Source organism: Bacillus sp. CCB-MMP212, from assembly GCF_022748145.1.
In the GTDB taxonomy this organism is placed as follows: Bacteria; Bacillota; Bacilli; order Bacillales; family Bacillaceae_G; genus Bacillus_A; species Bacillus_A cereus.
The window spans coordinates 300,454-319,582 of record NZ_JALDQE010000005.1 but is presented as its reverse complement, the minus strand read 5'-3'; the positions used below and the strand labels follow the sequence as shown (position 1 = coordinate 319,582).

Sequence of the window (19,129 nt, the reverse complement as noted above, 5' to 3'; positions counted from 1 at the left end):
ATTAATCTTGTGAATTTACGTTTTCATGATTCCCTAAGTTTGAATCATGATGATTACTTTCCGAATGATCCTGAGCACTTTTCATAGATGCTGTAATAAATGCGGTTGTCATAACGGCATTCATCCAGTCAGCTTCAGCATCATTAGTATTTGTTCCTGAATCGTTATGACTACCATTTTTTTGTATTGAGTAAGGATTTTTTAATTCTTTTTTAATAGATTTGTTATCTTGTTTCTTCCTGTCAAAACGCTTCATTATTATTAATAACATCAAGCATACAATGAAGACTATTAAAGAGAAAATTATACTTTCCATGTGCACACCCACTTTCTACTTTATACAATAACAAATAAAACGGTACAATAATAGATTATAAGGGGATTCCTAAAAGTAATACTATTCTGAATAGAATGTGGTTTTTGTTTTGAAATTTCTGCAAAATATTCACCATAAATAAGGTTGTCTCATATCATGTAGAGATTGCTTTATTAAGATTTTAAAAGGATGTGAATATATTGGAAGATGTATATGTAAAAATCGACAGTTTAAAAGCAGAACAAAAAGAAATTATGCGAGATATTCGTAATTTAGAAACTCGCACAACAATTAATGAGAAAGACATCACCACAATTAATAAGCAATTAGAAAAGATTAGCATGAATACAACTTGGATTTTACGAATCATTATTAGTGCAATCACTATGTCAGTCTTAGGTTTAATATTAAAAGGGATGATTTAATATTTTAAAATAAAAGTACTTATTGAGAGAGGGACAAGCGTCTCTCTTTTTTATTATAAATAAGGAGATGGAAAGATGGATCGTATGGATGTATTAATAAAAGTATTTATCGCTACATTTGGTGGCTTCTGTGGGTATTTCTTGGGAGGATGGGATGCAACATTGAAAATCTTAGTAACAATGGCGTTTATTGATTATTTAACTGGCATGTTTGCAGCAGGGTATAACGGAGAATTAAAAAGTAAAGTTGGTTTCAAAGGCATTGCCAAAAAGGTGGTGCTTTTTCTTTTGGTCGGAGCTGCAGCTCAATTAGATGCAGCGCTAGGAAGTAACAGCGCTATTCGTGAAGCAACAATTTTCTTCTTCATGGGTAATGAATTACTTTCACTTTTAGAAAATGCCGGACGAATGGGTATTCCGCTTCCGCAAGCTTTAACAAATGCAGTTGAGATTTTAGGTGGTAAACAAAAACAAGGAGATAGAAAAGGAGATGTTAAGTAATGGGACAAATTATTGATATTTCAAAATGGAATGGTGATATTAACTGGCCTATAGCAAAGCAATACATTGATTTCATCATCGCTCGTGTACAAGATGGTTCAAATTATACAGATCCATTGTATAAAAGATATGTACAAGCCATGAAGCAACATCGTATTCCTTTTGGTAACTATGCATTTTGTCGGTTTGTTTCTGAAAATGATGCGCGAATAGAAGCTCGTGACTTTTGGAATCGTGGAGACAAGAGCGCTACAGTATGGGTTGCGGATGTTGAAGTAAAAACAATGAATGATATGAGAGCGGGCACACAAGCATTTATTGATGAACTACGCCGATTAGGTGCTCAGAAAGTTGGTTTATACGTTGGTCATCATCTGTATGCTCCGCTTGGTATGGCAAATGTAAAATCTGACTTTGTTTGGATCCCTCGTTATGGTGGGAATAAACCAGCTTATCCATGTGATATCTGGCAATACACCGAGACAGGACATGTACCAGGTATCGGAAAGTGTGATTTGAACAAATTAATTGGTAGTAAATCATTATCTTGGTTTACAGAAGAAAAACAACCAGAACAAGCTATTACCAATGGCGGCTATCAATATGTGAAATCTGGTGGTTTTGGTATTTCATTGGTTCAGGAAGTCGTAAATGCTATGAATGAGCGTGGAACAAAAGGGAAGGTTGTCTCCGATCCATTAACTGGTTTAGCGTACTTACAAACTGAAGTACTACCTAATGGTGAACTTGATAAGATCACAGCTTGGATGGATGAAAGAAACTGGTGGTACGAGTACATTAAAAAATAAAACAAAAGAATAGTTTGATAATTAAAGAGGAGTTATCTATTGGATAGCTCCTCTTTAATTAATATTCAATCATTCATTAATATCCTATAACAGCAGTATTAACTTCATTGATAATTTCATCAGGTATTGTATTTATAGGTAATAAATAAACTTTATTTAGACGAGGATTAAATATCCCTAAGTTCTCGATTTGTTTGAATTCAGAATGGACAGAGTGAATACCCATTAAATAGTACATAAGTAATTGTAATGTATGCTTGTTAGTTGGTGCTGATTTTGAAACTTTAAAATCCCATAATGTGTTTTTTGTCAAGAAATCACCATCACCAGTATTAATTAAAGATGTATATCCACCTTCAAAAGTAAATCCGTCTTTTACTATAGGCCCATAGGATTCGAAGAAACTTAAACTTCTATTAATCATAACTCGTATGTTTGATATAGTTTCTTTATCAGGATTAATAAACTCTACAGGTTTATACATCGCTTTTCCTGCACGATACGCCACATCAAATCCTACCATTTTGCATGTGTTTTCAATTGAAATATCATCTATTCCTTTTATATTGAGTAGTAAATTATGTGCTAACTCAACCTCTTCAACATTAATTGCACCCATTATTGAAATTTTAAATGCTTCCTCAATGGATGTACCATTTAAAAATCTGGTTAAATAATCTACTGCTAGTCCAATTAAGGTACTATGAATATTTTCATTTCCGTGTAAAATATCAGTATCTAATAAGTCTGTAACCATAAAGTCTTTTGGCTTTATATAGCCTCCTCTTGGCTGTTTGAACTTAGAAATTCTCTGAGTAACTGATACCATAAAATAATTCTCCTTTTGTATGTTATTTTTCTTTTTGAAAAATCTTAATTAAGCGTAACAAATACGATTATCTATAGTGTGTCGTATCCTGTCGAAGGTAAATAAAAAAAGAACTGAATATATATTCAGTTCTTTCTTGAATCGTGAAACAGCCACGAATTAATAACAAGTAGTAATATCGTAGAAAAACGTTATCAGATAAACATATATTTAATAAGACGTGTGAAACGAAATGAAACTATATAATAGGATGGTATATCTTTAGAACAAAAATAACTAAATGGGAATATATTCAGTATATAAGAAGGAATGTGTGTATTATCTAAACAAAAAAGTGCTAACAAGTTTGCAAACGAACTTGCTAACACTTATACGAAATAGACATAAATTATCGCTGATATGTTGTCTTTGAAAATAGCTTTAATCAGTTACATCATACTTATACGAAATGCTCATAAAAACAGTCTTAATATCAAGAATATAATCATCCAGATATTCCTTTACTTTTAAGACGAAAACGAGGCATGATATTGATTTCTACCTCAGAGTTTGCGTCAAATAATAAAAAAATACGGTTTGTAAAACTAAAAATACAACAAGCTACAACCGGCATGAAATGGATTAAGATATTTAGAAATTTAAAAGATGATTTTCAAATAGGGGGAGAGGTGGATTTAGACCATATTCTCCAATATCCGAAAGATTATATTGTAGGAGAAAATAAAAGGGTGTTATTTCCATACAATGAGAGAATTTATAAAGTTCAAGGTACTAAAATAGAACCGGGTATAACAGTAAAGGAAAGAGAGTATTTATTTAAAGAATTTCAGCGTAAATTCTCTTATTTCACAATACTTCCAGAATGTAAAAAGGTATCTACAAATAACAAAAATGAATTATTTCCTTTATTTGCACCAAAAGGATTAGAGACATTAACATTAGAAGTTTGGTCTGAAAATATAGCGCTGGAAATAGAACAAGCATTACTTGATAGCGAAATTGTTTTGACTAAAGTTGGTGAAAATTCTTATGTATTGAATACAGATTTTCCAGTGTTATTAAAGATTGTGAGATACAATATTGAAAAGGTGCTACAAAATCCATATAAAATGCAATATTGCCAAAAATATAAAACAAATCTTGTAGATGATGTTAAGAAAGCTGTCTATGCTACCGCGGGTAAGCGCAGTGATGCGACATTAGCATTAATCGCAATGAAAAATTGTGATGGACGCGAAAAAATTGATCCAAAACAAATCATTAGAGAGGGATTTGCACGAACAAACCGTATTTCAACATTTATTAATTTATTTATAGGACAAAATGTATCTCGTAAAACAATTGTAAATAGTGTTTTTAGTCTATTAGAACAAAAAGGATTTTTGAGGCGTAGTTGGAATAAGATAAATTTACCTTGTACATATGTTAGTTTATCAATTGAACGAATATCGAAATTCGATTTCTTACCTATTTTTTCAAAAATAAAAGGAAAAGAAATTTTATATAAATTATATGGGAGTACAGAGTGGCAAACGATTGATTACGTATTATTAAATATAAATAAACATAATGCATTTTTACCACAACCATCAAAGAGAAATGATATGGGGGCTCTTTTTAAACAATATGTTTTCGAAACATTAATGGAAATTGTACAATATGCAAAAGAACAAAATGAACAAGTTTACTTCATTGTAGATGCAAATTTGAGAAAATATTGGATAAAAGAGTTACAAAATAAAGAAATTAATATAGATATTTTACCTGATATTGTTCCAGAGGTGTTAAAGGTTCCAAATTTAAATATTATTAGAATAAATACAGGTTTTGATGTACCGAGTTACGGTGTAATAGAATCTGATGATGCTCTAGATAGCATTGGCTTATATGCAGATCAAAAAGGGATGTATTATAGCACTGGTGAATATTCACTTAATTGTAGTGGGATTTTTCAGCGATATATACTTGAAATTTTACCATTGGGTGTAAAACCTGTAGAAAGGGATTATATCGCTAAAATGATACATTACATGTGCTGTAATTCTAGTATGCTTTCGAAAAAGAATGTACACATGACATATTCCGTACATATGGAAAAGGTAATGAAGACTTATATTACTGACATAGATGCAAGAGAGTTTAAAGAATTTGATGATGAATTGGATGTAGATGTAGTAAAGGTAGAAAAGAAAGATTCAATTACTCTACTTTAAATACTAGTAAACAAATCCTGCTCGTTATATCGATCAGGATTTGTCATTTTTTTATGTAAATAAGGATATCCTTTGTCAAGTATCTTTTCGTTTACATATTTACTTTATGTGCAGACAGGATTAATATGTTTTTTAGAAATACAAAAACTATATCATATGAAAAAAGATTTTTATTAATTGAAAAAATTTGAAAGGAATGGGGAATTGTGAAGAAATTAGATGTGCTCTTAATGCTATTGAGCGGCCTCTTTCCAATTGCAGGACTTACAAAGCAAATCCCTCTAGAACAATCTATATATATTGGAGGGCTTTTATTTTTTACTAGTTTCGGTAGTTATTTTGCTAAAAAGATGTATTCACGTATATGCAGCTGGATAGCGTATGCGCCATTTATAACATTACTGTTAGTTATTTGGCATCAGGATATTTCAACAAGTTCAATCATAGCAAATGCGAAAATTGCTGCATGTGTCGCGTTAATTCCATGTTTATTCCGTTTTCGTACATATGGACTTACTTTGGGCTTATTCTCATTATGGGCCGCTTTACTATGGGATATAAAAGAAGTACAGTCGTTAGTCATACTTGAACGCATAACGAGTTTAATGACAAGCCATTATGTATATATATTACTATTAATTGGAGGACTTGTATTAGGAGGATTACTTGCGATGTTCATTCACCGCAAAGAGAAAGATAATAAAGAAAATATAAATCTACTTGGACCAAAAAAGAAACGCAAAAGATTATCAATTAAGATTCGACTTCCAAGATTGCCGAAATTAAAGATGAAACTATTTAAGTTTGGTGGGAAAGAATCTAAAAGTAAAATGCCAGAAAAGATCCATGAGTATAAGTACGAAGAACCAGTTGCAACATATGAAATGACAGAGCAAATAGATCCATTCAAAGAAAATGCAGTTCAAGGTCAAACAAGGATGGAACGCCGAAGAAATAGGTATAATGCATAATGAGGTTTAATAACCCCGTAATGACTTATCTTAATATTGATAAATCATTACGGGGTTTTTTATGTAATTAAATGAAGGTTGCTAATGAAAGGGGAATAGCATATTTTATAGATGAGAAGTTAAATAAAATAAGGGGAGGATAAAATGCTTATTATTACATATATATCTGTTTGTATATTATTCTTAGTTAGTTTTTTACATGTATATTGGGCTTTCGGAGGTAATTGGGGGACAAATAGTGTTATTCCAACTAAAGCAGGGGAAAAGGCGTTTACACCTCATGCCGGAATGACATTGGTCATTGCATTATTATTAAGTATGGCAGCAATAATTTTGTTGCAACAAGCAAAAATTGTTCATTTTGCAGTTCCTAATGTTATTATTCAAGTCGGTTCCTGGATTTGTATGATCGTCTTTTCTATTAGAGTAATTGGTGAGTTCAATTATTTTGGTATCTTTAAACGACAAAAAGATACACACTTTGCTAGAATGGATACCGGTTTATATATTCCACTTTGTGCATTGTTATCTTTATCTTTCTTATTAACAATAATTTTGTGAGTAAATAATAGTAGTTTCTTTTCTCAAAATACATGTAAACGTGAGAAATCTAAGAGTAAATAAAAAGGATGTAAGCGCATTCTTGTCGAAATGTAAATTATTATGAAAGGCGGTGACACTATGAAGTATGTAAAAGTTAGTATGAATGGTGGAAGTGAACACAAATTCTCAATGACTTTAGATCGGTTTGAAGAACTTATTACTACAGAGAATGGGATATTAGAAAATAAATTAGTATGTATTGAAAATGTAATGATTAATCCTACTAATATATCTTCTGTAGTTGAAAAAATTGGTGTACCGGCTAAGTTTATGGAAGCTTAAAATGTTAGATAAAAAACATCCATTGGGGATGTTTTTTAATTTATAAATATGATAATCGTACAGTAAATATTTGAGTAAATTTTATAGCAATGACTATGCATATATTAAGTACCTGAACATGTTGCATAATATATGCACGAAATAATAAGTACAAGCATATATTATGTAGTAGGACAAGATCTTCGTGTCCTATTTAATACTCAGAAAAAACCTCTAATCACATAAGAGCATCCAATTGCAGGGTGCTCTTATTTTTTATGAAAATCTACTACGAGCCTTATTTTATAGTAGGATGCAATAATAAAGGGCTATTTTGAAATAGTGTTTTTTAGCCTTTAATTTTAAATTTATCTTTAACGTTAATAAATATTAAAAATAATATGATAGCAGAAATTAAGTTAGATAGGTAGAAATCTTGATGAAACAGTAGTTCGAAGATGACATAGAAAGTAACGAATAAGGCGATAGCAGGTAGTATGCAAATAAATATAAATCTCCAATTTTTTAAGTAATGTTTATAATTTGTAAGTACTTTATCCATAAATATAGCTCCTATATTTTTGTTTTTATATAATTATACATTTAGATACAAGGATTTTCAAAGTAAAAATATTTAGCAATTCAAAAATATAAGAAGAGCTTTTGTTAAAAATCCAGATTGCTGTAGTAATCTGGATTTGACTTTAAAGAACTATACTAAAATGATACACTATAATCTACGTTATTTTTGAAATGAATAGAGGGATTTGTGTGATAGATAAAATTAAAAATGCTGTAGAGGATATGTATGAAGATGAGGCTAAAGATTTACTTCAAAGTATTCTCATACAGTTAAACTTATTAGAAGAAAACTATAGTGAAGATACAATTAAAAATTTGATGGATATTCCGAAACAATTAACAAGTAATCCTACTTATAAAAGGAATGTAAAAGAAAGTACGCACGTACATATTGCTTTTGATGATTCAACGGCTGGTTGCTTAAAATATATGTTAAGTCAAGAAGAATTATTTGAAGAGAGTGTTGTTGCTTTTTCGGAATTTTTTTCAATTGGACCGATATATAGGTTGCATACGAATGAGGGGCAACTAGCAAGACAGGAGTGGTTAATAAATAACTTAACTGCTTATGATAGTTATTTTGAAGAAGAATATTTATTAAGATTTATAGCAACTATAGAAGAACTACATACTATTCCTGTTGAAACGCCTATTACAATTTGGAGGGCTGATAATGCACATGAACATGTAGGTCTAAGTTTTGTAATAGCACAATTAAAGGATAAGAAAAACATTCGAATAATTAATACGTCTGAAGCAAGCAGAGAAATATTAAAACAAGAGTATGATATTCGTGGCACGGGAGAATTACCACCTGAAAGTTTAGCTCTATTCCAAAAAAGTTTTATAAAGTTACCTTATTTAACTGAAGAGAAGCGCATGAAGTTTGAACATGAGTGGAATAGATTATCGGAAAGCATAGAATGTTTAAGAGTGTGGAAAGAAAATGAAGTGCATTTTGTACAAGAAGATTATTTTGATCAATTTATAATTGAATGCGCGAAAAGTGTGGGTGCTGATCGAGAGTTCCTCAAAGCTCCTAGAGTAATTGGTGAAGCACTTGGTCTTGTTGAACAATTGGTTGGAGATACTTTCTTAGAATATCGCTTGAAACAATTAATTAAACAAGAAGTATTTGAATTTGAAGGTTCGTTAGATGAAATGCGTTTTTATAGTGTGAAGTTAAGGAGATGATAAAAATATTCTATTTTTGAAAAACTCGTATTTTTAATAATACGAGTTTTTTAAGTTGAATTTGGGCTATACATAAGCTTCCCAGAGAGGGCATATCACATATGAATGATAAAGGTAATGAATGAAAAGAAGGTGATTTGTTAATATGTATAACCAACAAAATTATCCATATGATCAAGCGATGTATTATAATCCACAAAACTACGGGTATGAACCTACAAATGAAGTGAGAGATATTGAACAAGAAGATTACAGACCAGATGATGCGGAGGATGCTCCAACGTCACCACCACCGTCACAAGCGCCATCGTTACCGTCTACATTTGTTTCTCCAGCACAACCAGGCAATATGAAATCATGGATGTGTAACTGTTTAGGAAGATGGGGCTATTTACGTTTACATCGTCCTGGACCTTTTGGAAGGGATTTATGGTTCTTTCCGACTGAAGTGAGAAGAAGCGGAGTATCAGGTTACACTTGGCAAGGTGGTCGTCGTCGTAAAGTAAGTTATCGCTATCAACAAATTAGTAATTTTATGTGCTTCGCATAAAGAGAAGTGGGAGAGTAAAACGATTGTACTCTCTCACTTTTTTATTTTTCAATATACGAAGTAAGATTTCCATTGAAAATTTACAATTTTCGCGTTTTTATTAGAGTATAATGCATATGTTGGTTGGTTTTCAAAAACAAATGAGAGTGAGGGAATACAATGTCAATGAAAAACAAAGTTGGGTTAAGCATAGAGGATGGCATTAATTTAGCTTCAGCTCAGTTTAAAGAAGATGCGTATGAAATTTATAAAGAATCTAGAAAAATGCAACCTATCTTATTTGTGAATAAAACTGAACTAGGTGCGGAATGGCTTATCACAAGATATGAAGATGCCTTGCCGCTTTTAAAAGACAGTCGCTTAAAAAAAGATCCAGCCAATGTATTTTCTCAAGATGCATTGAATGTGTTTCTTACCGTTGACAATAGTGATCATTTAACTACTCATATGTTAAATTCAGATCCACCTAACCATAATCGTTTACGATCACTCGTACAAAAAGCTTTTACACCGAAGATGATCACGCAATTGGAAGGAAGAATACAGGATATTGCAGATGATTTGTTAAATGAAGTCGAGCGAAAGAATTCATTAAATCTTGTTGATGATTATTCATTCCCTTTACCGATCATTGTAATAAGTGAAATGCTCGGTATTCCAAAAGAAGATCAAGCGAAATTTAGAATTTGGTCTCATGCTGTCATTGCTTACCCAGAAACACCAGAAGAAATAAGAGAAACTGAAAAGCAACTATCTGAGTTTATTACATACCTTCAATATTTAGTTGATATTAAACGAAAAGAGCCAAAAGAAGATTTGGTGAGTGCTTTAATACTTGCAGAGAGTGAAGGACATAAACTTAGCGCTCGGGAACTATATTCAATGATAATGTTACTAATTGTGGCGGGACACGAGACGACAGTGAATTTAATTACAAATACGGTATTAGCACTTCTTGAAAATCCAGATCAATTACAGTTATTGAAAGAAAATCCAAAATTAATTGATGCCGCTATTGAGGAAGGATTACGATATTATTCTCCAGTTGAGGTTACAACTTCAAGATGGGCAGATGAACCTTTTCAAATTCATGATCGAAAAATTGAAGAAGGAGATATGGTTGTCATTGCCTTAGCTTCTGCAAACCGTGATGAAACTGTATTTGAAAACCCAGAAGTATTCGATATTACTCGGGAAAATAATCGCCATATTGCCTTTGGTCATGGTAGCCATTTCTGCTTAGGAGCTCCACTTGCGAGGTTAGAAGCAAAGATTGCTATTACTACTTTGTTTAATCGAATGCCTGAACTACAAATAAAAGGGAACCGTGAAGAAATTAAATGGCAAGGTAATTATTTAATGCGTTCTTTAGAGGAATTGCCTTTAACTTTCTAGAATAGTTAAAAGTAGACATGCATACATCGAAAATGATTTACATAGAGTATGTATGTGTTATTTAAATTCGAAACGGAAGGGTGAAGACATCCCAATGATCAACTAATTCTATTTGTAAGAGATCTTCGTTAAAAAACGAAATATTCTTCTGAATAGGGTTAGTCTGTACATTTATAGAAAAGGGATGTATTTCGCTCTGCGAATATATAGTCTTTTTATATGATTTGTGCTGCCTCCTGTTCAGAACATGAAATAGGAGGCTTTTTTATGTCGACAAATGTAGTAACGAAACAAAACAATGGGGTATCACAAGTATTAAAAAATCGGTTTGTACAAGGGATTTTAGCATCAGCATTATTTTTACAAATAGGAATATGGGTTCGAAACTTTGCGGTATTACTATATGTAATGGAAATGACAAAAGGTGATGCTTTTGCTATTTCAATGATTTCAGTTGCTGAATTCGCTCCAATTTTTATTTTTTCATTTATTGGCGGTACTTTTGCTGATAGGTGGAAGCCAAAGAAGACAATGATATGGTGTGAAACGTTAAGTTCCATTTCAGTATTCGCTGTATTAATTACGCTTATGTTTGGAACGTGGAAAATTGTGTTTTTTGTGACACTCATCTCTGCAATCCTTTCACAGTTTTCACAACCATCTGGAATGAAGTTGTTTAAACAACATTTATCAACGGAACAAATTCAATTAGCAATGTCTATATATCAAACGATATTTGCAATATTTATGGTATTAGGACCAATCCTAGGGACATTTATCTTTCATAGTTTTGGAATTTACATTTCAATCATCATAACAGGTATCTCGTTTTTACTTGCGGCAGTTGTATTGTTATTTCTTCCGAAAGATCTTGAAAACGACGTAGAAAAGAAAGATATCACTCTGCTGCAGGAGATGAAGGATGGTATTAAGTATGTCAAAAAGAAAAAAGCGTTAACTTTGCTAGGGCTTTGCTTTATGGCTGCAGGACTAGGTATAGGATTAATTCAACCATTAGGTATATTTATTGTGACTGAGCAGCTAGGATTATCAAAAGAGAGTTTACAGTGGCTACTAACAGTTAATGGTGCGGGAATGATTGTTGGCGGAGCATTAGCAATGGTATTTGCGAAAAACGTTGCTCCGCAAAAGATGTTAATTATCGGTATGCTTGGTCAAGCAATTGGTATTGGCATTATAGGATATTCTACAAATTTATGGGTGACACTTACTGCGCAGCTTTTTAGTGGTTTAGCTCTTCCTTGTATCCAAATTGGTATTAATACGCTTATTATTCAAAATAGCGATACTGATTTTATAGGTCGTGTAAATGGTATTTTAAGTCCGCTTTTTACCGGTTCAATGGTGGTAACGATGAGTATTGCCGGTTCTTTAAAAGAGATGTTTTCATTAAGTATGATGTATGAAGGGACGGCTTTACTTTTTATAATTGGATTATTGTTTATTTTACCTATATACAATTTAAAGCCAGTAATAGTGGTGGAAAGTGAAATAAGTGGTAAAGGAAGTGCCGTACAAAATGAATCCTAATCCAAATGTTAAATACCCTATTGAAGGAAATCAAAACGTTCAATTTATAAAAAATACAATAACAAAACCTAATATACTTGTTGGTGACTATTCTTATTATGATGCGAAAGATGGAGAAACATTTGAAGATCGAGTATTACATCATTATGAATTTCTTGGGGATCGCCTTACTATTGGAAAGTTTTGTTGTATTGCATCTGGAGTTAACTTTATTATGAACGGAGCGAATCATCGGATGGATGGATTTTCGGCATATCCATTTAATATCTTTGGAAATGGGTGGGAGAAGTATACACCTAGTTTGTCTGATTTACCTTACAAAGGCGATACAGTTATAGGAAATGACGTTTGGATTGGTATGGACACAACTATTATGCCCGGAATAAAAATAGGAGATGGTGCAATCATTGCAGCTAAATCTGTTGTGACTAGAGACGTCGCACCATATACAATTGTTGGTGGAAATCCAGCAAATAAAATAAAAGAGAGATTTTCAAATGAAATAATAGAAGAATTATTACAAATTCAATGGTGGCATTTTGACATTGAAAAAATAACTGAAAATATAGATGTGATTGTACGAGGAGATATTGAACCATTAAGAAAGCTAAAAAGGGAATAAAAAATGCATGACAAAGAGTATCATACCTCCGAATTTTGTTAATGATAATAGAACAAGGAGGTGTGATACTATGGCACAAGACGTTTTATGTGAAGTAAATAACTGTAAATTTTGGGCGAACGGTAATAAATGTAGTGCAGAGGCAATTTACGTAGTAAGTCATAAAGGTAAACATGCATCTACAACGGAAGAAACTGATTGCAAAACTTTCGATCCAGAAGTGTAAATGTTTGAAGGGTAGCCAAATCGTGGTTGCCCTTTTATTAATTATAGTATTGATAATAAATATCATTTTCATTCATTGTTTTTAACTTTTCTTGTTATTTTTTCATATTTTTTTCATAAGTGATGTAATCCAACTCAATTCATGTTCAATTCGTGATTTACTAAATTCAATGACTTCAGTAATAAAAGATGAGGTAACATCTAGAGACTGAATAGCAGTAAGCTGATTATATAGTACGTTTTGACGTACAGTCAAAATCTCTTTTCTATCCTCATAGTCAAGTTTTTCAAATAGCGCAATACGAACAAGAAATTCTGTATTGTTTGTCGCAAGTTTTTCGGGAAACTCTCGTAACATTTCAGAAAAAATTTCTTCTCCTGTTTCTGTTATATCGTACATATTTCGGTTTGGTTTTCCGACTTGTTTATGTATTTTTTTCGTTATAGCACCCATATTTTCAAAGCGCCGAAGGGCAGGATAAAGCATGTTGTGATTTAATTCGAAATTTTCACCTAAACGATTTTGAACATTTTTTTTAATTTCATATCCATGTTTTGGTCCTGTCGTTAATTCTGCTAGTAGTAAAATGTCAACGTACATAAAAATCCCCCTTATATATTTCTCAAGTTCTCTAATGAAAAATCCCCTTTGGTATATGTTAAAATAACATATGATAGTTTATACAACTTTGGACTGCCGACCTATCACTTTTATTGTAAAAGAAAAGGGAGGAAAGAACTATGGCTTCACCTGAAAATGTTATTTTAGTTCATGAAATTTCAAAGCTGAAAACAAAAGAAGAATTATGGAATCCATATGAATGGTATCGTTTGATGAGGGATAATCACCCAGTTCATTATGATGAAGAGCAGGATGTATGGAATGTTTTTTTATATGATGATGTAAATCGTGTATTATCAGATTATCGCTTATTTTCAAGTAGAAGGGAGCGCAGACAATTCTCAATCCCTCCTTTAGAAACTAGAATAAATATAAACTCTACAGATCCACCAGAACATCGCAATGTACGTTCCATTGTTTCTAAGGCATTTACTCCAAGAAGTTTAGAACAGTGGAAACCTCGAATACAGGCTATCGCAGATGAACTTGTACAACATATCGAAAAATGTAGTGAAGTTAATATCGTTGAACAGTTTGCTGCACCTTTACCTGTTACCGTTATTTCCGATTTATTAGGAGTCCCAACAACAGATCGTAAAAAAATTAAAGAATGGTCTGATATTTTATTTATGCCGTATAGTAAAGAAAAGTTTAATGACCTGGATGCCGAGAAAGGGATAGCATTACATGAATTCAAAGCATACCTTCTACCGATTGTTCAGGAAAAGAGATATCATTTAACCGATGATATCATTTCTGATTTAATTCGAGCTGAATATGAAGGCGAAAGATTAACCGATGAAGAAATTGTAACCTTTTCATTAGGTTTACTAGCGGCTGGGAATGAAACCACTACAAATTTAATTATTAATAGCTTTTATTGCTTTTTAGTAGATTCACCTGGAATTTATGAAGAGTTAAGAAAAGAACCTAACTTAATTTCAAAAGCGATTGAGGAAGTATTACGCTATCGCTTTCCTGTTACATTGGCCCGGAGGATTACAGAGGATACAAATATATTTGGTCCTTTCATGAAAAAGAATCAGATGATTGTTGCGTGGGTTAGTGCAGCGAATTTAGATGAGAAAAAATTTTCACAAGCCTCTCAATTTAATGTACATCGAACAGGAAATGAAAAGCATTTAACCTTTGGGAAAGGTCCTCACTTTTGCTTAGGAGCACCACTTGCACGTTTAGAAGCTGAGATTGCATTAACTACCTTTATAAATGCTTTTGAAAAAATAGAGCTATCTCCATCTTTCTGTTTAGAAAAATGTATATTGGAAAATGAACAAACATTAAAATACTTACCTATTCGATTGAAAGCCAAATAAAAATCTTAACAAGGTGCATACATTTGCATCTTGTTTTTTTGTTTCTCAATTGTGAGTTTTCGGCAATTACCTTAATATGGAATTGTATAAAACGTAGAGGAGGATTCTTATGTTGACTTGTAATGGAAGTAAATCATTTCAAAAGTTTATTAAAGGTGTTACAGATCTTATGGAAAACGGTTTATTTGAAGAAGAAATAGTGTGTGGCATTGAAAAATTACTAGAAGAACTTTTAGAAAAGAAAACATGGCTTCCGTTAGAAAAACAGAAGGCCAATTTGACCCAATATGCAAGACATTTATTGTATGAAGATCCGCTCAAACGTTTTGAAGTACTAGCTCTCGTATGGAAAGATGGACAATCTACACCTTTACATGATCATGACGGCACATGGGGAGTAGAAGGCGTTTTTTCAGGAAGGATAATGGTGCAGAACTTTATACAAACGAAACAACTTGGAAATTCACTTGTTTATTTAACACATACAGGAAATCTTTATTTGGGAGAAGGAGAAACTGATAAAGTAATTCCACCAGCAGATTGTCATATTCTTGAAATTAGCGAAAATGAAAGCGTTATTACGATTCATGTCTATGGAAAACGATTAGAAAAGTTTAAAGTATATATCCCAACTGAAGAAAAAAACGTGTACATGTGTGAGACAAAATACATTAGTTATAATTCATAGTTTAAAATCCAAAGCTTTTTTAAAAAGAAAAGCTTTGGATTTTATTTTTAATTATTTCTTGACCTGAAACGCTTTTCATAAATTATAAATAAGAAGTACCTCACGAGGATTGTATGGAAACGATACCTAATAATTAATTAGAACTCGTGTATTTATAGAAAGTGGTGAAGAAATAATGAAATTAATCGCAATTGATTTAGATGGAACTCTTCTTTCGGGGAATAAAATGATAAGTAAAGAAAATGCAGAAGCAATTCGAACATGTCAAGAAGCTGGCCATGTTGTAGCAATTTGTACAGGACGTTCTATTGTTGACATTGAGCGATTATTGTTAGAAGTTAATTTAGAGTGTCCAATCATTGCGGAAAATGGGGCTCTTATATATAAAGATAAAAAAATGATGAAGAGATATCCAATTCAAAATATGCAGGCACTTGAAATTGTAGAATATCTTGAAGAGAATGGTTTATATTATCAGCTTTATACTGATAAAGGTGTGTATGTACCGGATTATGGAGTAGAGAGTGTACGTAATGAAATTGAGTATGTGAAGAATTCAAAAGAAAATTTCGACTTGAAAGAGTTAGAAACAATCGCAGCATTATATCTTGAGCATACAGCGTTTCATAGTGCGGAAAGTTGTAAACCAATTGTAGAAACAGATATACATGTGCATAAACTATTACCATTTTCTTATGATATTGAGAAATTAAAAAAACTAAAAGAAACATTTCTTCATAATACAGATTTAGCAATTACATCTTCATATTGGCACAATTTAGAGATTAATCATCGAGATGCTCAAAAAGGGAATGGATTATATACTTTAGCAGAACATCTTAATATTCCGGTTGAAAACACTGTAGCGATAGGAGATGGACTAAACGATGTTTCTATGATGGAAAAAGCGAATATATCAATTGCAATGGGAAATGCAGTTGAAGAAATAAAAGCAATGTGTAAATACGAAACGTTATCAAATGAAGAACATGGTGTGGCACATGCTTTATATAAATATGTAATGTAATTAAAAAAAGAAAAAAGAATCCAAATGGATTCTTTTTTCTTTTTTATTAGGGGTAAGGTATTCTATGAGATTCATAGAAGCCTTATTACATTTTATTATATAGAATATATTGGAATAAATGTGTATATTTTTCATAAAAATTGTGAATATTTTATGAACTTTATACTTATTGCATGTTTATACCGCTATTAGTGACGCGTATGACTCTCAAGTGAAAATTCAGTGAATGTAAGGAGGAATTCAAGTTACCTAGACAATAAATGAGGAATGAACGAAATATATTCTTTTCTTGTTTTAATTGAAAAATAAAATTTGTTCGAATAATTATTCTACAGCTATATACCTACACTAGCTTTCTTCGTATAATGGAGAAGTATGAATTTTAGATTTGTATTAATTTTACATATTGAGGTGAACAAAGAATGAATTCGCGGCTAATGGAACTTATTGATGTGAGTACAATAGAAACCATGGCAGAACAATTTTATAAATTAACTAACATATCACATCAACTTCTTGATGCTGAAAAAGAGTGTGTTTTTTCATTCGGAATGAATGAGATAAAAAAGAGTAAACTTCCAAAGATTGAAATCCCCATTTTCTTATACAATCAACATTTAGGATCTTTTGTTGTATGGTCCAAAAAAAGTGAAATTTTCAGTTGTCAAAAATACTTTGAAATGCTCTCAAGTTTAATTTTAGATGGTGCAATAAAAGTATTTCAAAGTAAAAATACAACGTTGCTTTCTCGGAAAGAGGAGGAACTACATACGATTTTACAAAACATGCCTGTTATGGTCGATGCGCTTGATTATAATGGAGATTTTGTTTTGTGGAACCGAGAATGCGAAATCGTAACAGGTTATACCGCTGAAGAAATAATTGGAAATCCAAATGCACTGCAATTATTGTATCCTGATCATAATTATCGCCATCAAATACAAAAGAAATTTTTAACTTGTGGAAAAAATTTCAGAGATTGGGAAATGCACTTAACATGTAAAAATGGTGAAATCAAAACAATAATGTGGTCGAATATATCAGAACAGTTTCCTGTAACAGGATATAGTTATTGGGCTGTTGGTGTAGATATTACGCATTTAAAAGCGATAGAAGAGCAGTTAAAACAACAAACATCTGAACTGGAATTAATTTTTAAAGCTTTACCAGATTTATGTTTCTTAACAGAAGATGATGGCACGATTATTGATTACAAGGCAGGATCTCCTACGAAGTTTTACGTACCCGCAGAAGCTTTTATGGGAAAAAAGTTTTACGAAGTATTACCATCTTCAGTAGCACAGCAGTTTCAGGAAGCCATTAATCAAGTGAAGGAAAAAGGAACGAATGTAATTGTAGAATATCCACTCACACTTAATGGAAGTATTGATTTCTTTGAAGCTAGGTTCTTACCATTATTACGTGATAAAATTATGATTATTGTACGCGACATTACAGAGCGAAAAAAGACAGAAGAATTGTTAAACAAATCAGATACGCTTGCAGCAATTGGTCAATTAGCAGCTGGCGTGGCTCATGAAGTAAGAAATCCTTTAACTGTAATTAAAGGTTTTATACAGTTATTCCAAATTAATAAAGAAGATCAAGAAAGATATTTTGATCTTATGCTTTCTGAAATTGAAAGGATAGAAGCAATCCTACAAGAATTTCTATCAATCGCTAAAACAGATGAGATAAATACAGAAAAGAAAAATATTTATCAAATTTTTAAAAATGTCGTATCGTTAATGAATACAAAAGCAATTATGACAAATATTCAAGTTGAACTTTTTACGGGTGACAAAGATATAATTATTGAATGCTCAGAAAATCAATTGAAACAAGTATTTATTAATATTTTGCAAAATTCAATCGAAGCTATGCCAAATGGTGGGGGAATTTCAATTCACATAAAAGAAATAAATGATGATGGTGTCATTATTCATGTAATAGATGAAGGAATAGGAATACCTGAAGAAAGAATTAAGAGATTAGGTGAACCTTTTTATAGTACGAAAGAAAAAGGGACTGGTATTGGATTAATGTTAAGTTATAAAATTATTGAAAGTCATCAAGGGACAATTAGTATCATGAGCGAGGTTGGGGTCGGGACAACAGTAACTATTTACTTACCGAAAGTACTAAATAAACAATCTCTTTCTAATTGTGACGACAAATGTATAGCGATACGCACTAGTAGTAATTCTTAAATCAATTAATACCCAATAACAAAGCGATTAGTGAAAACTAAACTTTTTGTTATTGGGTATTTTTTATATTTAATTTAGTAAACTTTACCTTTTCTTTACCTTTGTTTTAATTTCTATTAAGTTTTAAACATTATATTAATATTTGTACAAAGCAATGTATAGAAATTGTACATTACTTTTAATATAGAAATATGATTATTA

General features: G+C 31.7%; 21 protein-coding genes. 17 read left to right on the top strand and 4 right to left on the bottom strand.

Going from position 1 to position 19,129, the window contains the following annotated elements:
* Position 1: 1 nt before the first annotated feature.
* Positions 2-316: a hypothetical protein gene (locus MRP26_RS16370; RefSeq protein ID WP_242806335.1), complete on the bottom strand. Its 315-nt coding sequence runs from the start codon at positions 314-316 to the stop codon at positions 2-4.
* Between the two features lie 200 nt (positions 317-516).
* Between MRP26_RS16370 and MRP26_RS16365 the strand changes: the two genes are divergently transcribed.
* From MRP26_RS16365 to MRP26_RS16355, 3 genes are all read left to right on the top strand, one after another.
* Entirely contained in the window at positions 517-741 is a 225-nt protein-coding gene (locus MRP26_RS16365; RefSeq protein ID WP_050843043.1) for a hypothetical protein, read from the top strand.
* A 75-nt stretch (positions 742-816) separates the two neighbouring features.
* On the top strand, positions 817-1,242 hold the full coding sequence (locus MRP26_RS16360) for a phage holin family protein (protein WP_242806334.1): 426 nt from the start codon (positions 817-819) through the stop codon (positions 1,240-1,242).
* Positions 1,242-2,051 carry a GH25 family lysozyme gene (locus tag MRP26_RS16355; protein WP_242806333.1) on the top strand — a complete coding sequence of 270 codons (810 nt, stop codon included), beginning with the start codon at positions 1,242-1,244 and terminating at the stop codon, positions 2,049-2,051. The genes MRP26_RS16360 and MRP26_RS16355 overlap by 1 nt, the downstream gene beginning before the upstream one ends.
* A 76-nt stretch (positions 2,052-2,127) precedes the next feature.
* Here MRP26_RS16355 and MRP26_RS16350 read toward each other — a convergent pair whose 3' ends face one another.
* Positions 2,128-2,880 carry a hypothetical protein gene (locus MRP26_RS16350; protein WP_242806332.1) on the bottom strand — a complete coding sequence of 251 codons (753 nt, stop codon included), beginning with the start codon at positions 2,878-2,880 and terminating at the stop codon, positions 2,128-2,130.
* A gap of 530 nt (positions 2,881-3,410) precedes the next feature.
* Here MRP26_RS16350 and MRP26_RS16345 point away from each other — a divergent pair.
* The 4 genes from MRP26_RS16345 to MRP26_RS16330 all read left to right on the top strand — a co-directional run bounded on the left by MRP26_RS16345 (position 3,411) and on the right by MRP26_RS16330 (position 6,949).
* Positions 3,411-5,093: an RNaseH domain-containing protein gene (locus tag MRP26_RS16345; RefSeq protein WP_053564349.1), complete on the top strand. Its 1,683-nt coding sequence runs from the start codon at positions 3,411-3,413 to the stop codon at positions 5,091-5,093.
* A gap of 206 nt (positions 5,094-5,299) precedes the next feature.
* A complete protein-coding gene (locus MRP26_RS16340; RefSeq protein WP_053564348.1) occupies positions 5,300-6,064 on the top strand; it encodes a DUF3959 family protein in 765 nt (254 codons plus the stop codon).
* A gap of 144 nt (positions 6,065-6,208) precedes the next feature.
* Positions 6,209-6,625, top strand: a complete 417-nt coding sequence (locus MRP26_RS16335) for a DUF3995 domain-containing protein (RefSeq protein WP_053564347.1) — start codon at positions 6,209-6,211, stop codon at positions 6,623-6,625.
* Positions 6,626-6,745: 120 nt separating this feature from the next.
* Positions 6,746-6,949 carry a hypothetical protein gene (locus MRP26_RS16330; protein ID WP_000878369.1) on the top strand — a complete coding sequence of 68 codons (204 nt, stop codon included), beginning with the start codon at positions 6,746-6,748 and terminating at the stop codon, positions 6,947-6,949.
* Positions 6,950-7,277: 328 nt separating this feature from the next.
* On the opposite strand, the gene MRP26_RS16325 is transcribed toward MRP26_RS16330, so the two are convergent.
* Entirely contained in the window at positions 7,278-7,490 is a 213-nt protein-coding gene (locus tag MRP26_RS16325; protein ID WP_000362069.1) for a hypothetical protein, read from the bottom strand.
* A 209-nt stretch (positions 7,491-7,699) separates the two neighbouring features.
* Here MRP26_RS16325 and MRP26_RS16320 point away from each other — a divergent pair, with 209 nt between their 5' ends.
* The 6 genes from MRP26_RS16320 to MRP26_RS16295 all read left to right on the top strand — a co-directional run bounded on the left by MRP26_RS16320 (position 7,700) and on the right by MRP26_RS16295 (position 13,048).
* Positions 7,700-8,704 (top strand): DUF1835 domain-containing protein, encoded by a 1,005-nt coding sequence (locus MRP26_RS16320; protein WP_069355656.1) that lies wholly within the window; start codon positions 7,700-7,702, stop codon positions 8,702-8,704.
* A 145-nt stretch (positions 8,705-8,849) separates the two neighbouring features.
* The gene (locus MRP26_RS16315) at positions 8,850-9,254 is read left to right on the top strand and encodes a hypothetical protein (protein ID WP_242806331.1); all 405 of its coding nucleotides are present in this window, start codon (positions 8,850-8,852) and stop codon (positions 9,252-9,254) included.
* A 159-nt stretch (positions 9,255-9,413) separates the two neighbouring features.
* Entirely contained in the window at positions 9,414-10,649 is a 1,236-nt protein-coding gene (cypA, locus tag MRP26_RS16310; RefSeq protein ID WP_069355657.1) for a cytochrome P450, read from the top strand.
* 267 nt (positions 10,650-10,916) lie between these two features.
* Complete coding sequence (locus tag MRP26_RS16305; RefSeq protein WP_000106397.1) at positions 10,917-12,200, top strand: MFS transporter; 1,284 nt, start codon at positions 10,917-10,919, stop codon at positions 12,198-12,200.
* Positions 12,190-12,822: a Vat family streptogramin A O-acetyltransferase gene (locus MRP26_RS16300; RefSeq protein WP_053564343.1), complete on the top strand. Its 633-nt coding sequence runs from the start codon at positions 12,190-12,192 to the stop codon at positions 12,820-12,822. Before MRP26_RS16305 ends, MRP26_RS16300 begins: the two co-directional genes overlap by 11 nt.
* A 70-nt stretch (positions 12,823-12,892) precedes the next feature.
* A complete protein-coding gene (locus tag MRP26_RS16295; protein WP_000046095.1) occupies positions 12,893-13,048 on the top strand; it encodes a DUF1540 domain-containing protein in 156 nt (51 codons plus the stop codon).
* Between the two features lie 102 nt (positions 13,049-13,150).
* Here the strand turns inward: MRP26_RS16295 and MRP26_RS16290 are convergent, their stop codons facing one another.
* Complete coding sequence (locus MRP26_RS16290) at positions 13,151-13,648, bottom strand: PadR family transcriptional regulator (RefSeq protein WP_000289127.1); 498 nt, start codon at positions 13,646-13,648, stop codon at positions 13,151-13,153.
* Positions 13,649-13,788: 140 nt separating this feature from the next.
* Between MRP26_RS16290 and MRP26_RS16285 the strand changes: the two genes are divergently transcribed.
* From MRP26_RS16285 to MRP26_RS16270, 4 genes are all read left to right on the top strand, one after another.
* A complete protein-coding gene (locus MRP26_RS16285) occupies positions 13,789-15,003 on the top strand; it encodes a cytochrome P450 (protein WP_053564342.1) in 1,215 nt (404 codons plus the stop codon).
* Positions 15,004-15,112: 109 nt separating this feature from the next.
* Complete coding sequence (locus tag MRP26_RS16280; RefSeq protein ID WP_023522059.1) at positions 15,113-15,691, top strand: cysteine dioxygenase family protein; 579 nt, start codon at positions 15,113-15,115, stop codon at positions 15,689-15,691.
* A 175-nt stretch (positions 15,692-15,866) separates the two neighbouring features.
* Positions 15,867-16,718: a Cof-type HAD-IIB family hydrolase gene (locus MRP26_RS16275; protein WP_000766393.1), complete on the top strand. Its 852-nt coding sequence runs from the start codon at positions 15,867-15,869 to the stop codon at positions 16,716-16,718.
* Between the two features lie 422 nt (positions 16,719-17,140).
* Entirely contained in the window at positions 17,141-18,928 is a 1,788-nt protein-coding gene (locus tag MRP26_RS16270; protein ID WP_242806330.1) for an ATP-binding protein, read from the top strand.
* The last annotated feature ends 201 nt before the right edge of the window (positions 18,929-19,129 follow it).

What these genes read in the sequence shown, in the direction of transcription:
- MRP26_RS16370 (WP_242806335.1), bottom strand. Translation starts at nt 316, where the DNA reads ATGGAAAGTATAATTTTCTCTTTAATAGTCTTCATTGTATGCTTGATG.
- MRP26_RS16360 (WP_242806334.1), top strand. Translation starts at nt 817, where the DNA reads ATGGATCGTATGGATGTATTAATAAAAGTATTTATCGCTACATTTGGT.
- MRP26_RS16355 (WP_242806333.1), top strand. Translation starts at nt 1,242, where the DNA reads ATGGGACAAATTATTGATATTTCAAAATGGAATGGTGATATTAACTGG.
- MRP26_RS16350 (WP_242806332.1), bottom strand. Translation starts at nt 2,880, where the DNA reads ATGGTATCAGTTACTCAGAGAATTTCTAAGTTCAAACAGCCAAGAGGA.
- MRP26_RS16335 (WP_053564347.1), top strand. Translation starts at nt 6,209, where the DNA reads ATGCTTATTATTACATATATATCTGTTTGTATATTATTCTTAGTTAGT.
- MRP26_RS16330 (WP_000878369.1), top strand. Translation starts at nt 6,746, where the DNA reads ATGAAGTATGTAAAAGTTAGTATGAATGGTGGAAGTGAACACAAATTC.
- MRP26_RS16325 (WP_000362069.1), bottom strand. Translation starts at nt 7,490, where the DNA reads ATGGATAAAGTACTTACAAATTATAAACATTACTTAAAAAATTGGAGA.
- MRP26_RS16315 (WP_242806331.1), top strand. Translation starts at nt 8,850, where the DNA reads ATGTATAACCAACAAAATTATCCATATGATCAAGCGATGTATTATAAT.
- cypA (WP_069355657.1), top strand. Translation starts at nt 9,414, where the DNA reads ATGTCAATGAAAAACAAAGTTGGGTTAAGCATAGAGGATGGCATTAAT.
- MRP26_RS16305 (WP_000106397.1), top strand. Translation starts at nt 10,917, where the DNA reads ATGTCGACAAATGTAGTAACGAAACAAAACAATGGGGTATCACAAGTA.
- MRP26_RS16300 (WP_053564343.1), top strand. Translation starts at nt 12,190, where the DNA reads ATGAATCCTAATCCAAATGTTAAATACCCTATTGAAGGAAATCAAAAC.
- MRP26_RS16295 (WP_000046095.1), top strand. Translation starts at nt 12,893, where the DNA reads ATGGCACAAGACGTTTTATGTGAAGTAAATAACTGTAAATTTTGGGCG.
- MRP26_RS16290 (WP_000289127.1), bottom strand. Translation starts at nt 13,648, where the DNA reads ATGTACGTTGACATTTTACTACTAGCAGAATTAACGACAGGACCAAAA.
- MRP26_RS16285 (WP_053564342.1), top strand. Translation starts at nt 13,789, where the DNA reads ATGGCTTCACCTGAAAATGTTATTTTAGTTCATGAAATTTCAAAGCTG.
- MRP26_RS16280 (WP_023522059.1), top strand. Translation starts at nt 15,113, where the DNA reads ATGTTGACTTGTAATGGAAGTAAATCATTTCAAAAGTTTATTAAAGGT.
- MRP26_RS16275 (WP_000766393.1), top strand. Translation starts at nt 15,867, where the DNA reads ATGAAATTAATCGCAATTGATTTAGATGGAACTCTTCTTTCGGGGAAT.
- MRP26_RS16270 (WP_242806330.1), top strand. Translation starts at nt 17,141, where the DNA reads ATGAATTCGCGGCTAATGGAACTTATTGATGTGAGTACAATAGAAACC.